Here is a 14,855-nt window from a genome sequence, read left to right as displayed (position 1 = left end):
CCTATATCGGACCCGAATGGTACGATATGCTTAGACTCTCCAACCTCGCCGACTATGCGGTTCTCGCCTGTACGCAGCTGGCCCGTGCGGACGGACGCGTCAGCGCCGCGGACCTGGCCGATGCGACCCAGGTCCCCGCCCCCACCATGGCCAAGCTGACGGGGATACTCACCCGCGCCGGGCTGCTCGCCTCCTCGCGTGGGCCGTCCGGGGGCGTCATGCTGGCGCTGGAACCGGACGACATCAGCCTTGCCGACATCATCGAGGCCGTCGACGGGCCCATCGGCCTCGTCGCCTGCACTCACGCCAACGATGCCGAAGAGGAGGCCTGCCAGCTTTCCGCCACCTGCCAGGCAAAGCCGCACTGGGCGATCATCAACGACAGCGTGCGCAGCGCGCTTTCCAGCGCCACCTTGGCCGACCTCGCACGCGAGCAGGGCGCTGCAGAGGGCGCCGCGAACGATATGAAGGCCGATGACAGCGCGGCCGAACCCGGAAAGGTACTTGCCTGATATGGCACAGAATGCCGAAGCCCTCGCCGCCGCCGAAGAAGCCTCGAAGTATAAATGGGGCTTCTCGACCGACCTGGAGCAGGATTTCGCTCCGAAGGGACTGACCGAAGACACGGTCCGCTTCATCTCCATGAAGAAGGAAGAGCCGCAATGGATGCTGGACTGGCGTCTGAAGGCCTTTCGCCTTTGGCAGGAGATGAAGGAACCCGACTGGGCGATGCTCGACATCCCGATGATCGATTATCAGGATGCCTACTACTACGCCGAGCCGAAGAAGAAGCCGCAGCTGGACAGCCTGGACGATCTCGATCCGGCCATTCGCGACACCTATGAGAAGCTGGGTATCCCGCTCGAGGAGCAGAAGGTCCTCGCCAATGTGAAGGGATCGCGGAAAGTCGCCGTCGACGCCGTGTTCGACTCCGTTTCCGTCGCCACCACCTTCCGCGACGAACTGCAGAAGGCGGGCGTGATCTTCATGTCGATTTCCGAGGCAATCCGGGAACATCCCGAGCTTGTAAGGAAATTCCTTGGGTCGGTTGTGCCGCAACGCGACAACTATTTCGCCACCCTGAACGGGGCGGTCTTTTCCGACGGCACCTTCGTCTACATCCCCGAGGGCGTGCGCTGCCCGATGGAGCTGTCGACCTATTTCCGCATCAACGCGGAAAATACCGGCCAGTTCGAGCGCACGCTGATCGTTGCCGACAAGGGCAGCTATGTCAGCTACCTCGAAGGCTGCACCGCCCCGCAGCGTGACGAGAACCAGCTTCACGCCGCCGTCGTCGAACTGGTGGCGCTCGACGATGCCGAGATCAAATATTCGACCGTCCAGAACTGGTATCCCGGCGATGAGGACGGCAAGGGCGGGATCTACAATTTCGTCACCAAGCGCGGCCATTGCCGCGGCGCACGCTCGAAGATTTCGTGGACGCAGGTCGAGACCGGGTCCGCGATCACATGGAAATATCCTTCCTGCGTGCTCGCGGGGGAGGACAGCGTCGGCGAATTCTATTCCGTCGCCCTCACGAACAATGCGCAGCAGGCCGATACAGGCACCAAGATGATCCATCTGGGCAAGAACACGCGCTCGACCATCATTTCGAAGGGAATCAGCGCCGGTCGCTCCGACAATACCTATCGCGGGCTGGTGAAAGTGGCGGCGACGGCGGAGGGTGTGCGCAACTTCACCCAGTGCGACAGCCTGCTGCTCGGCGACCGCTGCGGCGCGCATACCGTCCCTTATATCGAGGTAAAGAACCCCTCGGCGCAGATCGAGCATGAGGCGACGACCTCGAAAATCTCCGACGACCAGCTGTTCTATGCGATGAGCCGCGGTCTCGACGAGGAAGAGGCGGTGGCGCTGATCGTCAACGGCTTCGCCAAGGAAGTGCTGCAGCAGCTGCCGATGGAATTCGCGGTGGAAGCGCAGAAATTGCTGGGGATCAGTCTGGAGGGGGCCGTTGGCTGATTCCACCTGGGCCTGGCTGCAGAGCTTCTACCGTTCCTTCTGCGACGGCGAATGGGAGCATACCAATGGCTGCCGCATCGAGAGCCTGAACAATCCCGGCTGGGTGTTCGAGTTCGACACCTTCGGCACGCCGCTGGCGAATACCAAGTTCAAGACGGTGACGAAGAATAGCATCAACGACCCGGACGGCTGGATCGATCTCCGCCGCCAGGACACCATGATCCAGGGCGCCTGCGGGCCCGAAGACCTGACCGAACTGGTCCAGCATTTCCGCGACTGGGCCGAAGCCAATCTCGAGCGGATCGCGGACATAGAGGGAGATAGGGTGACATGAAGGCCACGACTTTCCTGCTGGGAGCTGCGATGGCGGCTTTCGTCCCGAGCGCTGTGCAGGCGGACGTCCGTATCAGCGGCATCGCAACTCCGTTTCTGATGAAGTATGCCGTCTGTGCCTATGCTGAGCAAAGCGATCCGCCGGCCCAGGCATGCAAGGGGCAAGACAAAGCTCTCCGCGCCGCCGCCGAACCATTGATCCGTAGATATGTCGGGCCTTCCGAAGCGAAGGCCACTCTGCGCGACTGGTCGCGCGTCGTCTCGCTGATGAACGAGCAGGCCGAGACATTTCGCAGTGAGGGCCGCGCGGTCGATCCGCGAGTTCTGACTTGGTTGGAATGCGCGGCGGATGGCACGATCGATGGCCTAGTGGAGGATTTTCAGGTGGATCTGCGCCTTGTCGACGATGCCTGCGAACCTTTCGCCCTCCGCAGCCTGCGCGAGGACGGCGAGAACGTCCCCAAGCTGACCGAGCGCCGCTTTCAGGCGGTCGAGTTTACGCGCGCGCGGTCCGTCCGCCCCTACGCGATAACGAAGAGCCATTATCTCGGTCCGTGGATGACCAGCAACAGCGCCTCGCGCCGCGGCCATACATACACCAGTTTTGATCGCGGAGCGTTCAGGAACTGAGCCGGCAGGCGCTCGCGACAGGCGCGCGCCGTAAACCCACGCAGATGAAAAAGAAGAAGAATGCTTGATATCAAAGACCTGACCGCGGGCGTTGAGGGCAAGACCATCCTCAACGGCCTGTCGCTGACCCTGCCGAAGGGCGAAGTGCATGCCATCATGGGCCCCAACGGGTCGGGCAAGTCGACGCTCGCCTACACGCTGGCAGGCCGCGACGGCTATGAGGTGACGGGCGGCAGCGCCGCGCTCGACGGCCAGGACCTGCTCGACATGGAGCCGCATGAGCGCGCAGCCGCGGGCCTGTATCTGGGGCTACAATATCCGGTCGAGATTCCAGGTGTGTCCAACGTCAATTTCCTGCGCACTGCCGTGAACGCCCAGCGCCGTGCGCGCGGCGAAGAGGAAATTTCCGCCGGCGACTTCCTGCGCGCCATGCGCAAGGAAGCCGAAGCCTTCGACCTGACCATGGATCATATGAAGCGCGGCGTGAATGTCGGCTTTTCGGGCGGCGAGAAGAAGCGCAACGAGATGATCCAGATGGCGATGATCGAGCCCAAGGTCGCGGTCCTCGACGAGACCGACTCCGGTCTCGACATCGACGCGCTGCGCGTGGTGGCGAACGGCATCAACCGGCTGCGCTCAACCGACCGCTCAATCCTGATCATCACCCACTACCAGCGCCTGCTGGACTATGTGGAGCCCGACCGGATTCACGTGCTGAAGACGGGCCGAATCGCCACAAGCGGCGGTCCGGAGCTTGCCGCCGAGCTGGAACGCGAGGGCTATGACGCGATTTCGGCTGAGGCGGCTTAGGAAATGAGCGACTTCAGGGCCATGTCCCTTGCCGACGCGCGGCGCGACTATCTGGCGAATTCAACGACCGCGATGCCCATAGGCGGGCTGATCGCCTGGGGGTCACTGGCCGCGATCGCCTGGCATATGGGCGATGACCTGCCTGTGTGGATTCCGTTCACGGCCGCAGCGGCCCCGGTTCCGATTGCCCTGCTGATCGATCGAATTCGCGGCACGATCGGACGCTGGAAGCAGGGGAACGACAATCCGGTCGCAAAGCTGTTCATGCGCTTCATCTGGGTCATCACGCTCCTGTCGCCCTTCATCATCATTGCCGCGATGGAAGCCGGGGAGGTCGATCTCGTCATTCTGGGCATGGCGGTTTTCGCCGGCATGATCTGGGTCCCGCACGGCTGGGGTGCGGACGACCCCGCCGGCTTCATCCATTTCATCATGCGCGCGCTGCTCTGCTATGCCGCCTACCTGCTTGTTCCCGAGCCTGAACGCGGGGCCGCTGTCGCGGCTGCCCCAGCACTGACCTACGTCTACGCGATTCTCGCCATGAAAAAGCCGGAGAGCGCACAATGAGCGAACGGCCGACCAAAAAGGACGAAGCCTGGCGCTATGCCGATTTCGATGCGCTGAAGGAGCATTGGCCCGACAGCGCAGACCGGTGGGAAACCGTCGACGTAGCCGCCGGCGAGACCAAGCGCGAGCTGGTGCGCCTGCTGCCCGACCCCGATCTGGTATCGGATGTGACCCGGCTTAAGGTGACGGTCGGCGACGGCGGTCGCTACGAGCTGTTCGCGCTCGCCGCCCGGTCCCGCTATGGCCGTCTTGAAATCGAGGCGACGCTGGGCGACGGCGCGCATTTCGAGTTCGGCGGCGCGATCATCGGCAAGGCGCGCGCGACCAACGAGTTCATCGTGCGCGTGAACCATGAACAACCGAACGCCACTTCGAACCAAACGGTGCGCGCGGTGCTGGCCGACAAGGCCACCGGCAGCTTCCTGGGCAAGGTATACGTCGCGCGCGGGGCGCAGAAGACCGACGGGTCGCAATCGTCGAAGGCGATGCTGCTCGACCGCACCGCGACCGCCAATCTGAAGCCCGAACTGGAAATCTACGCCGACGACGTGAAGTGCGCGCATGGCGCCACGGTCGGCGAGCTGGACAAGCGGGCGCTGTTCTACATGGCCTCCCGCGGCATTCCGCCGGAGATTGCCGAGCGGCTGATGCTGCAGACTTTCGTCGCCGAAGGATTCGCCGAACTGGGCGACGACAAGGCGCGCGAGGCGCTGGAAGCCGACGCGCTCGGCGTGCTGGAAGCGCTGCGATGAGGCGCGCGCAGAAGTGAATGCCGAGACGCTCCTGACCCGCGATCGCCCCACCCGTGATCACCGCGCGGACTTCCCTGGTCTTGCCGGCGGCTGGTCCTATCTGGACAGTGCCGCGACCGCGCAGAAGCCCGCCCCGGTCATTGACGCCATCGCGAAGGCGTATGGTGAGGAATATGCCACGGTCCACCGCGGGGTCTACGCGCGCTCCGCCACCATGACCGAACGCTATGAGGCGGCGCGAGCACGCACCGCGCGCTTCATGGGCGCGGACTCGGCGAACGAAATCGTGTTCGTGCGGGGTGCGACGGAGGGCATCAACCTGGTCGCCGCCAGCTGGGGCGCCGCCAATATCGGCGCGGGCGACAGGATCGTCCTGTCGGCACTCGAACATCACTCTAACATCGTGCCCTGGCAGATGCTGGCCGAGCGCGTCGGAGCGGAAATCCTCGTCGCGCCGCTGACGAGCGATCAGCGTATCGACGAGGACCGGCTGGAAGAGATGCTGGACGAGCGCGTGAAGCTGGTTGCGCTTGCGCATGTCTCGAACGTGCTCGGCGGCATCCTCGACGTCGCGCGGATGGCAAAGGCCGCGCACGGGGTAGGTGCGAAGCTGCTGATCGACGGGTGCCAGGCCGCGCCGCGCATCCCGGTCGATGTGAGCGCATCGGGCGCCGACTTCTACGTCTGGTCGGGGCACAAGCTGTACGGCCCCACCGGCATCGGCGTTCTCTATGCCAAGGCGCCGCTGCTTGACGACATGGCCCCCTATCAGGGCGGCGGATCGATGATCGAAACGGTAAGCTGGGAGAGCACCAGCTACGCGCCGCCGCCGCAGCGCTTCGAAGCCGGCACGCCGCACATCGTCGGGGCCGTCGGCCTGCATGCCGCCATCGACTATGTCGACGCGATCGGGATCGAGGCGATCGACCGGCACGAGCGCGGTCTGGCGCGTGCCGCGCGAGACGCGTTGCACGGCATCAATTCGCTTACCCTGTTCGGGCCGGATGACGGGACGGGAATCCTCTCTTTCGCGATGAAGGGGGTTCATCCGCACGACATCGGCACCATCTTGGACGAGGAACAGGTCGCCATCCGCGCGGGGCATCATTGCTGCCAGCCGTTGATGGAGACGCTGGGCGTGCCCGCGACCGCGCGCGCCAGCTTCGGCATCTACAGCACCGCCGAAGACGTTGAAAAACTGGTGAAGGGCCTTTCGCGGGTCCAGAGGATATTCGGATCATGAGTGACAGCCGTCCCCGCCCCGTAGCGCCGAGCGCCGCCGACCTGGGTGCGCCGACCGACGAGGACCTGACGTCCACCGACCGGAAGCCGAACGAGTTCTTTTCGGGGCCGGAGGCTGGCGACGAGTCGGCGGACGACCCGGGCAATGCGCCGAAGCGGGACAAGGACTATCTGGACGGCTTCCTGAACGCACAGCCGAACACGCCCGTGAAGGGCATGCCCGGCGGCGAGCAATATGAAGCAGTCGTCGAAACGCTGCGCGAGATCTACGACCCGGAAATCCCGGTGAACATCTATGACTTGGGCCTGATCTACGGTGTCGATATCGTCGACGATCACGCCATCGTCACGATGACGCTGACGACGCCCCACTGCCCGGTCGCCGAGTCCATGCCGGCCGAGGTCGAAATCCGTACCAGCTCCGTGCCCGGGATCGCCTCTGCGGAAGTGAACCTGGTTTGGGACCCGCCGTGGGACCCGAACAAGATGAGCGACGAAGCGAAGCTGGAACTGGGGATGCTGTAAAGTTGGGCGATCCGTTCCACCCCGGCACAGCGAGGAAGAAGCGATGAGCACTGCAACCACAACGACAAAGCCGCGCCCGCCGCGTCCGGCGCCGATCACGCTGACCGACGGCGCGGTCGCGCGCATCGAGGAGCTGATGGAGGACGCGCCGGAGGGCACCGCAGGGGTGCGCCTGTCGACGCCCCGACGGGGCTGCTCGGGCCTTGCCTATTCCATCGACTATGTCGATGCGCCCGAGCCGACCGACGAGCTTATCGAGACCCCTGCGGGGCCGCTGTTCGTGGACGGCCCCTCGCTGCTTTACCTGATCGGCAGCCGTATGGACTGGAAGGAAGACGACTTCACCGCCGGCTTCGTCTTCGACAATCCCAACGCCACTGGCGTGTGCGGCTGCGGCGAAAGCTTTACCGTCTAGGACGTCACTCGCCGCCGGTCATGCCGGTGAAGACGAACTTCTGCACGCGGCGGCCGGTGCTGACCTCCGTCGTGTAGACGTTGCCCGCAGAGTCGGTGTCGACACTATGTAGCCAGGTGAACTGGCCCGGATAGCGGCCGTTGCGGCCGAACCAGCCGACAATCTCATGATCCGACCGCGTCAGGATCCAGACGCGGCCATTCATCATATCCGCGACATAGACATAGGTGCCGTCAGGCGAAAAGGCGACGTCGGAGGCGGTACGGGTGCCGCCCGTCTCGGGAGCGATGACGATGTCGCGCACGAAACTGACCGTACCGTCTTCCGCCTCGTGAAACAGCTGCAGGCGGTTGTTGCGCCGGTCGCAGACATAGATGGTGCTGTCCGGCCCGCGCACGACACAGTGGACGATATCGCCGAAACTGGCGGAGTCCGGGTCGGCACCGCCGTCGCCGGTACTGGTGGCCTGGCTCTGATCGAAGTCCTGTTCCCGGACTTCCGACCCCGGCGCCTCCGCATAGGCACCCCACAGGCGGGCAAAACCGCCCGTTCCGGCGTCGAAGGCGGCGATGCGCTTGTTGATATAGCCGTCCGCAACCAGAACGCTGCCGCCCTCACGGCTGATGTCGGCGGGATTGCCGAGGAACTCCTCGCTGAAATTGCCCTCGGTCCGCTCGCGGCGGCCGATCTGGCCGATATATTCGCCGTCGGCGGTGTAGTTGAGCACAACATGATCGCCGTCGCCGTTGCCACCGAGCCATATCGTACCCGCATCGTCGACATAGAGACCGTGGACGTTCGCCGGCCACTGGTTAATTCCCTCCATATCGGGTGCGAGCTCCGGCCCGCCCCAAGATGAGATTAGCTCGCCTGAGGGGGAAAATTGCAGCACGTGAGGCGCCGGCTTGCAGCAGGCGGCAATGGGCGGCGTCTCGGCAAGGCCCGTGTCCGTGCCGCCGAGCGAGTTGGGGCGGTGAAGAATCCAGACATCGTCCTCAGCATCGACCGCGAGGCCGGGCACCTGGCCGAAGATGAGATCGCCCGGCATGTCGGGCCAGGACGCATCGGCCTTGAAGGTCGGAATGGGCACCGCCTCGTTCAGATGGCCGCTTTCGATATCGACCAGCCCGGGGGCAGGCGCGCCATGCATATCGGCAGCGGCAGGCGCAGCTGCGCACAGACCCAGAGCGGCGAGTGAAGACAAGACGAACGACCGCGACATAAGGAACCTCCCACCTCGTGAACCCACACCAGTCCTAGCCGCCAGCCAGAGCCGCCGCTAGCGTCTGCGGCGCAGCACCACATAATGCGCGCCGCGCCCGCCATCGCGCTGATGCGCCGGGCGTATGGCGGCGATGTAGGGACGAAGGTCGTCGCCCTCGCACCAAAGGGGAAACATCTTCGACAGGATGCCGCGCGGCGCCTCGTCCGGACCTCGCGGTTTGCCCGTAATGACGAGGAGAACGCGGGCACCCGCCGTGTAGGCGGACTGCACCGCGCCCACCAGCTTGGCATGGGCACGCGCCTGCGTGTCCCCGTGCAGATCCACGGTCCGATCGGGATCGACGCGGCCCTTCCTGAACCGCCGGTCCCAGCCGCCGTCGAGGGGCGCACCAACCGGCGAGCGCACGGTCGAACCGGCCTGCGGCTGATCGGGCGCTTTAGGCCGCACAGTTACACGTGGAAGCGGATTGGCGCCCGCAGCCGGCTTCGGCCCGTCCAGCGGGCGAACTGTGGCGGCCACCCGCTGCCACAGTTCCGCGTCGCGGTCGGACAAGCGCCGGTCGCGGCGCGACCTCGCATCAGGCTTGGACGGAAGTTTGGGCGGGCGGGCCATCAGCCGCCCTTAGCCCAAAGTCAGTCGCCGATCAGCATGTCGCCGGAATGACGCAATGCCGCGGCGCGCGGCAGGAGGATATAGGCCGTGCCCTTTTCCGACATGCCGCCGGCGATCGTGCGCGCACGCTCGCCCGCCCCCCAGAACAGGTCGAAGCGGTTCGGGCCCTTGATCGCGCCGCCGGTATCCTGCGCCGCCATCAGTTTCGTGAAGGGCCGATAGCTACGCATGGCATCGAGATAGGTGGTCTTGAGAAAGACCGGCGCCCCGAGAGGGACGAAGCGCGGATCGGCAGCCAGCGTCACCTCAGGCGTGACGGCCACGTTCATGGCGCCGATGGGCCCGTCGCCCGTCAGCTCGCGAAAGAAGATGTAGCTCTTATTCTCGAACATCAGCGCACGACCATCCACGGGGTTGGCGCGCAGCCAGCGCATGATTCCCTGCATCGATGCTTCGCCCGGCGCGAGCGCATCCATCTCGCGAAGCCGGCGTCCTATGCCGACATATTCGCGGCCATTCTGGCCGTCATAGCCGATGCGCATGACCGAGCCGTCGTCCATGCGCAGGCGACCCGACCCCTGGATCTGCAGGAAGAAGAGTTCGACATAGTCCTTTGCGTAGGCGATCTCGAGGTTGCGGCCTGCGAGTGCGCCTGCCGCGATTGCCGCACGGTCGTGATAGAGCTGGTAGTCGCCGTTTACGTCGACGCGCCCGAGCGGGGTGATGGTTTCGCCCGGATTTTCCGGATCGGGCTGCTCGACGCGCACGAGATCCGAAGGTTTGGCATAGATGGGAACGTTGCAGTCTGGCTGCGGCGTGCGGCAGCCAGCGATCTCCGGCTCGTAATATCCGGTGACGAACGCCTCGGCGCCCGCCACGCGTACCGGTAGAAACTCGCGTTCGAAGAAGGCGCGGGCAGCCGCCGGCGTGGCCGCCACGGATTCGGCGGCACGGCAGGCAACGCCCCAGTCGGCAGGACGAGCCAGGCCGCTCGCGTCGTTGCGGCGCTGTACGGGGAAGCAGGATTTGCGGAAGGCCGCGAGCGCAGCCTCGACGTCAGCCTCCTGCCAGCCGGAAAGGTCGGCGAAGCGGACAAGCTCGACACCGGCCTCTAGCGCGGTTTCCGGGCCGGCGGGCTCCTCGGCGGGGCCGGGCTCGGCGGGAGCCTCCGGCTGCGCGGTTTCGGCGGGCGAGCCGGGAAGCGGCGGGCGCTCGGGTACCATGCAGGACGACAGGAAGAGAAGAACGGGCAGGAGCCGGGACGGGGTGAGCATCTAGACGTCTTTCGAAAAGGTGGACGCCGCCTCCGTTCCCCCGATTGGAGGCGGCGCCCTTGTTGTCAGCCAGGGATCAGCGCGGCCGCGTATATTGCGGTGGCAGCGCGCTCTCCTGAGCCGACGGATTGTAGCGGTCGCGAAGCCGGCGCTGACGGGTATCGAGCGGCTGCTCCACCCCGCCGATGAACAGCCGCACCGGCGCCGACGTGGCCTCCAGCGGGTCGCCGTCCCAGATGACGATGTCCGCAAGGGCGCCCGGCGCGAGACGCCCCGCATCCTCGAGTCCGATCATGTCGGCGGGAACGCTGGTGATCGCCTTCAGCGCCTCTGCATGGGTGACGCCGGTCGCGCCGGGGATGCGGGCCTGCGCCACCAGCTGCGCGGCCTGCTGCGCCAGCCGCGGCGTGATAGTGGAGGTGCCGATATCGACAACCGCAACCTCGACCCCGGCGTCGATCATGCGGCCGATGTTCGACTGGGTGGACGCCAGCGCCTCGAAGCTGACCGGAAGGTTCATCATGGGGACGGCCATGACGGGAACGCCCGCCGCAGCGATCTCGTCCGCGACGAGCCAGCCCTCCGACACTCCGAACAGCATCATGTCGAGGCGAGGATATTCCTCCTTCAGCGCGAGCACGCGGCGAATGTCGCTGGCGCGGTGGACGGAGACGAGCACGGGTGTGCGCCCCTCGATCACCTCGACGAGCGCCTCGGCATCGGCGCGGGTCAGCAGCGCGTCCTCGGTACGGCCGAAGTCGTAGCCCGCCCGGTTGCGGGCGAAGGCGCGCGCCTCCAGAAACGCATCGCGCAGCCGGGCATAGGCCGCCGTGCGTGCCCCGCCGGCAAGCTGTGCGCCGCCTTCACCCAAAGCCATGACCTGGAAGGCATCGCTTACGACCACCGGATCAGCAACACCCTCGGCCATTGTAATGACCGCGGCCTTGCCGCCGAAAATGTCGTTCCCCGGCGCAGGGACCGTCGCCACGCGGGTAATCCCGTCGGCGCGCGTGACACCGAGCGCTACGGACGAGGGATTGACCGCGTCGGCCGCATCGAGGGCAGCATTATAGGGACTGTCGTCCGCCTCGCGGTCGTCGGCGGAGCTGACGGCGTTCACCTCGGCAAGACCAAGGACGCTGTAGGCCGCGACGAGGCCCGGTGTCACCCAGGCGCCGTCCGCGTCTATCGCCCCGGCCGGAGCGGGCCCCGCCGAAATGGAGGAGATACGGCCTCCGCGCACGGTGATCGTACCGTGCACCGGCTCGCCGCCAAGGCCGTCGGCGATGTGCGCGTTGGAGATGGCGAAGTCCTGCGCAGCGAGAGGAGAGGAAGCGAACGCGCAGAGGCCGGCAGCAAGGCCGGAGGCAAGCATCGAACGGCGGCTCATTTCGTGTCTCCCTCACCCGGCTGGCCGAGTTCGAAATCGCTGACCGGACGCATGCCGGTCTCCACGTCGTACATCAGGGCGCCGTCGATCCAGACCTTCTCAGGGCGCGAATAGTTGGACAGCGGATCGCCGTTCCACAGGACCACATCGGCGCGCTTGCCCGGTTCGAGGCTGCCAATCTCATCCTCGAGGCCGATCGCCTTGGCAGCGTTGACGCCGACCCAGGTCCAGGCCGTCTCGGCGGGAATGTTCAGACCGGCGCGGTTGCCGTCGGCCCAGGCCTTGGCAGTTTCCTGGTTCAGGCGCTGGATGCCGATCTCGTCATCGGAATGGGTGATGGCGCAGGCGCCCTCCGCTTCGACGAAGGGGATGTTCTCCTGGATGCCGTCATAGCTTTCCATCTTGAAGCCCCACCAGTCGGCCCACATCGCCGCGCAGGTGTCGGCCTCCGCAAGCAGGTCGCCGATCTTGTAGGCCTCGACGGCGTGGTGGAAGGCCGACACATGGTAGCCGAACTCCTTGGCCAGATCGAGGATCAGCGCCATCTCGTCGGCGCGGTAGCAGTGGTTCTGCACGAGGATTTCGCCGTCAAGCACACCGCGCAGCGTTTCCATCTGCAGGTTGCGGTCGGGCATGTCGCTCGCCTTCGCCGTTCCGTTCTCGACCTTTTCCTCCCAGCGGTCCCACTTGCGGTCATATTCGACCGCGTCCTGCCAGGTTTTGCGATAGAGTGCGAAATTGCCCATGCGGCTGGCGGGCATGCGCCCGCGGCTGCCATAGACACGCTTCGGATTCTCGCCGCAGGCCATTTTCAGGCTGTACGGCGCATCGGGAAATTTCATGCCCTGGACGGTCCGCGCCGGAACGTTCCTGAGCGTGACGCCGCGCCCGCCGAAGAGGTTGGCGGAGCCCGGCAGGACGTGAAGCGTCGTGACACCTGCCGCCAGCGCGCGGCTGAAGCCCGGATCCTGCGGCCAGACCGCATGTTCGGCGTGGACCTCGGCAGTGACGGGGCCGGAAACCTCGTTGCCATCGGAATGTGCCATCACGCTGGGCGTCGGATAGTCGCCCAGATGCGAGTGAACGTCGATGACGCCCGGCGTGACCCATTTGCCTGCGGCGTCGATGGTTTCGGTTCCCGCAGGCGCCTCCACCGTCTGACCGATGGCAGCGACCTTGCCGTCGACCATCAGCACCTGCCCGCCCATGATGCGGCCGCCCGCGCCGTCGTAGATGTTGGCGCCGGTCAGCAGGGTCGGCACCGAACCATAGGGCCGGTAGGTCGAGGCGTACGGGTTCTTGTCGATGACGGGGATCGGCTCCGACGAGGCGGTGGCCGTTCCCGACTGGTTTGCATTCGCGGTCGCGCAGGCGCCGACGGCCAGCGCGCCGACCAGTGCGATGAGGTTACGCAATGCCCTTTTCCTCCTTCTCGGGATGCACGCCCGCGCCCGCCGGTTCCGCAAGTTCGCGTTCGCCCGCCAGGCTGTGGTCCACATCGTCAGTAAGCGTGTCGAGATGCATGAGTTTCTTGATCAGCGGCGATACCACCATGACGGCGATCCCGATGCCGACGGCATAAAGGCCGACGGTCTGATAGACGCTGAGGACGACTTCCTTCCCGGCCGTTTCGCCTTCGAGGCCCTCACCGCCCGTAGCCGACGCGATCAGGCCGGCCGCGAAATTGCCGGTGGCCGAAGCGAAGAACCAGGTGCCCATGATCAGCGAGGCCATATGGCCCGGCGACAGGCGGTTCATGGCGCTGAGGCCGACAGGGGACAGGCAAAGCTCGCCCATGGTGTGCAGCAGGTAGATAAGGAAGATGAAGATGACCGGCGTCGCGGCATTCACGCCGACGGCCTGCGCCCCCCAGACGAGAACGAGGAAGCCAAGCCCGACCTGAATGATGCCGAGGCCGAATTTCAGGGGGGCTGAGGGCTCGAGGCCGCGGCGCCCCAGAAGCGTCCAGATACCGGCGAAGACCGGGGCCAGGCAGACGATGTAGATCGCGTTCAGCGACTGGAACATCGCGGCCGGAACCCCTGCCGTGTCGACATGCCGGTCGGTGAAGAGGTTGAGCGAAGACCCCGCCTGCTCGAACAGCGCCCAGAAGACGATGGAGGCGAGGATCAGGAACATCGCCGCGAAAATGCGGTCGCGCTCATCGGCCGGCAGGCGCGTGACCGCGATGGCGAGCACGTAAAGGACAAGCGCGCCGCCGAACAGGCCGAGCACCCAGCCGACAAGGTCCTGATACTGGATGGCGAGGAAGCAGATGCCGACCATGACAAGGCCGGCGACATACATCCACCATTCGAGCTTCAGGCCTGCAACGGGGCGCTGCAGCGCGACGGGGTCCTTCGCTTCGCCGCGTCCGAGAAGGAGCGGGCGCTTCCACACGAAGACGATCAGGCCCGCCAGCATGCCGATGCCCGCGGCGCCGAAGCCATAGGCCCAGCCATAGGTCTGACCGAGATAGCCGCAGATCAGCGAACCGAGCGCGGCGCCGACGTTAATGCCCATGTAGAAGATGGTGTAGGCCGGGTCGCGGCGGATGTCGGTGCGAGGGTAGAGCTGGCCGACGATTACGGAGATGTTCGCCTTCAGAAAGCCGACGCCGACGATGATGAAGGCAAGCGCCAGCCAGAAGACCGACATCATCGGGTCGTCCTGTCCGCCCCCGCCTTCGAACGCCATCAGGCCGTGGCCGATGGTGAGCAGAACGGCCCCATATTGGACGGCCTTTCGCTGCCCGAGATAGCGGTCGGCCAGAAAGCCGCCGACGACCGGCGTGATGTACACGAGCGCAGTATAAGCGCCGTAGATGATCGACGCTTCGCTGTCCGAATAAAGCCAGTGCTGCACCAAGTAGAAAATGAGCAGCGCGCGCATGCCATAGTAGGAGAAGCGCTCCCACATTTCGGCGAAAAACAGCACGTAGAGACCGCGCGGATGCCCGAACAGGGTCCCCGCGCTGTCGCTGTCGGGCAGGCCCTGGGGCGCTGCCGCTTGAGGATTTGCCATGGAGTTCGTTCCCCGGAAACTCGACAAGGTTGACGGGTCGATGCGCCCTCCCTCGGCGCGGGCTCGACCCCCTAAT

At 65.4% G+C, this 14,855-nt stretch carries 16 protein-coding genes; 10 read left to right on the top strand and 6 right to left on the bottom strand.

Annotated elements, in window-relative coordinates:
• Window positions 1-26: 26 nt before the first annotated feature.
• Genes KCN53_RS03695 through KCN53_RS03650 form a run of 10 tightly spaced genes read left to right on the top strand, consistent with a single transcriptional unit; the run spans window position 27 to window position 7,254 of the window.
• Window positions 27-512: an SUF system Fe-S cluster assembly regulator gene (locus tag KCN53_RS03695; RefSeq protein WP_088711384.1), complete on the top strand. Its 486-nt coding sequence runs from the start codon at window positions 27-29 to the stop codon at window positions 510-512.
• A 1-nt stretch (window position 513) separates the two neighbouring features.
• Complete coding sequence (gene sufB / locus KCN53_RS03690; RefSeq protein ID WP_088711385.1) at window positions 514-1,980, top strand: Fe-S cluster assembly protein SufB; 1,467 nt, start codon at window positions 514-516, stop codon at window positions 1,978-1,980.
• Window positions 1,973-2,314 (top strand): Imm53 family immunity protein, encoded by a 342-nt coding sequence (locus KCN53_RS03685; protein WP_088711386.1) that lies wholly within the window; start codon window positions 1,973-1,975, stop codon window positions 2,312-2,314. The genes sufB and KCN53_RS03685 overlap by 8 nt, the downstream gene beginning before the upstream one ends.
• Window positions 2,311-2,943, top strand: coding sequence for a hypothetical protein (locus tag KCN53_RS03680; protein WP_088711387.1), 633 nt, complete (start codon window positions 2,311-2,313; stop codon window positions 2,941-2,943). Before KCN53_RS03685 ends, KCN53_RS03680 begins: the two co-directional genes overlap by 4 nt.
• Window positions 2,944-3,003: 60 nt before the next feature.
• Window positions 3,004-3,753 carry a Fe-S cluster assembly ATPase SufC gene (sufC, locus tag KCN53_RS03675; protein ID WP_088711388.1) on the top strand — a complete coding sequence of 250 codons (750 nt, stop codon included), beginning with the start codon at window positions 3,004-3,006 and terminating at the stop codon, window positions 3,751-3,753.
• Window positions 3,754-3,756: 3 nt separating this feature from the next.
• The gene (locus tag KCN53_RS03670; RefSeq protein ID WP_088711389.1) at window positions 3,757-4,320 is read left to right on the top strand and encodes a DUF7010 family protein; all 564 of its coding nucleotides are present in this window, start codon (window positions 3,757-3,759) and stop codon (window positions 4,318-4,320) included.
• Window positions 4,317-5,072 (top strand): SufD family Fe-S cluster assembly protein, encoded by a 756-nt coding sequence (locus tag KCN53_RS03665; protein WP_088711390.1) that lies wholly within the window; start codon window positions 4,317-4,319, stop codon window positions 5,070-5,072. The genes KCN53_RS03670 and KCN53_RS03665 overlap by 4 nt, the downstream gene beginning before the upstream one ends.
• 13 nt (window positions 5,073-5,085) lie before the next feature.
• Window positions 5,086-6,315 (top strand): aminotransferase class V-fold PLP-dependent enzyme, encoded by a 1,230-nt coding sequence (locus tag KCN53_RS03660; RefSeq protein WP_224199337.1) that lies wholly within the window; start codon window positions 5,086-5,088, stop codon window positions 6,313-6,315.
• On the top strand, window positions 6,312-6,839 hold the full coding sequence (locus tag KCN53_RS03655) for a DUF59 domain-containing protein (RefSeq protein WP_088711391.1): 528 nt from the start codon (window positions 6,312-6,314) through the stop codon (window positions 6,837-6,839). The genes KCN53_RS03660 and KCN53_RS03655 overlap by 4 nt, the downstream gene beginning before the upstream one ends.
• 43 nt (window positions 6,840-6,882) lie before the next feature.
• Window positions 6,883-7,254, top strand: a complete 372-nt coding sequence (locus tag KCN53_RS03650; RefSeq protein ID WP_088711392.1) for a HesB/IscA family protein — start codon at window positions 6,883-6,885, stop codon at window positions 7,252-7,254.
• A 4-nt stretch (window positions 7,255-7,258) separates the two neighbouring features.
• On the opposite strand, the gene KCN53_RS03645 is transcribed toward KCN53_RS03650, so the two are convergent.
• From KCN53_RS03645 to KCN53_RS03620, 6 genes are all read right to left on the bottom strand, one after another.
• Entirely contained in the window at window positions 7,259-8,476 is a 1,218-nt protein-coding gene (locus tag KCN53_RS03645; protein ID WP_088711393.1) for an NHL repeat-containing protein, read from the bottom strand.
• Between the two features lie 57 nt (window positions 8,477-8,533).
• Window positions 8,534-9,091: a Smr/MutS family protein gene (locus tag KCN53_RS03640; protein WP_088711394.1), complete on the bottom strand. Its 558-nt coding sequence runs from the start codon at window positions 9,089-9,091 to the stop codon at window positions 8,534-8,536.
• A gap of 20 nt (window positions 9,092-9,111) precedes the next feature.
• Window positions 9,112-10,365 carry a murein transglycosylase A gene (mltA, locus tag KCN53_RS03635; RefSeq protein ID WP_088711395.1) on the bottom strand — a complete coding sequence of 418 codons (1,254 nt, stop codon included), beginning with the start codon at window positions 10,363-10,365 and terminating at the stop codon, window positions 9,112-9,114.
• A 76-nt stretch (window positions 10,366-10,441) separates the two neighbouring features.
• Entirely contained in the window at window positions 10,442-11,755 is a 1,314-nt protein-coding gene (locus tag KCN53_RS03630) for an amidohydrolase family protein (RefSeq protein WP_088711396.1), read from the bottom strand.
• Entirely contained in the window at window positions 11,752-13,170 is a 1,419-nt protein-coding gene (locus KCN53_RS03625; RefSeq protein ID WP_088711397.1) for an amidohydrolase, read from the bottom strand. Before KCN53_RS03625 ends, KCN53_RS03630 begins: the two co-directional genes overlap by 4 nt.
• Window positions 13,163-14,779, bottom strand: coding sequence for a peptide MFS transporter (locus KCN53_RS03620; RefSeq protein ID WP_088711398.1), 1,617 nt, complete (start codon window positions 14,777-14,779; stop codon window positions 13,163-13,165). Before KCN53_RS03620 ends, KCN53_RS03625 begins: the two co-directional genes overlap by 8 nt.
• Window positions 14,780-14,855: the final 76 nt, after the last annotated feature.

This window comes from Pacificimonas aurantium (assembly GCF_020092905.1).
Taxonomy (GTDB): Bacteria; Pseudomonadota; Alphaproteobacteria; order Sphingomonadales; family Sphingomonadaceae; genus Pacificimonas; species Pacificimonas aurantium.
This window is presented reverse-complemented; position numbering and strand designations above follow the sequence as displayed.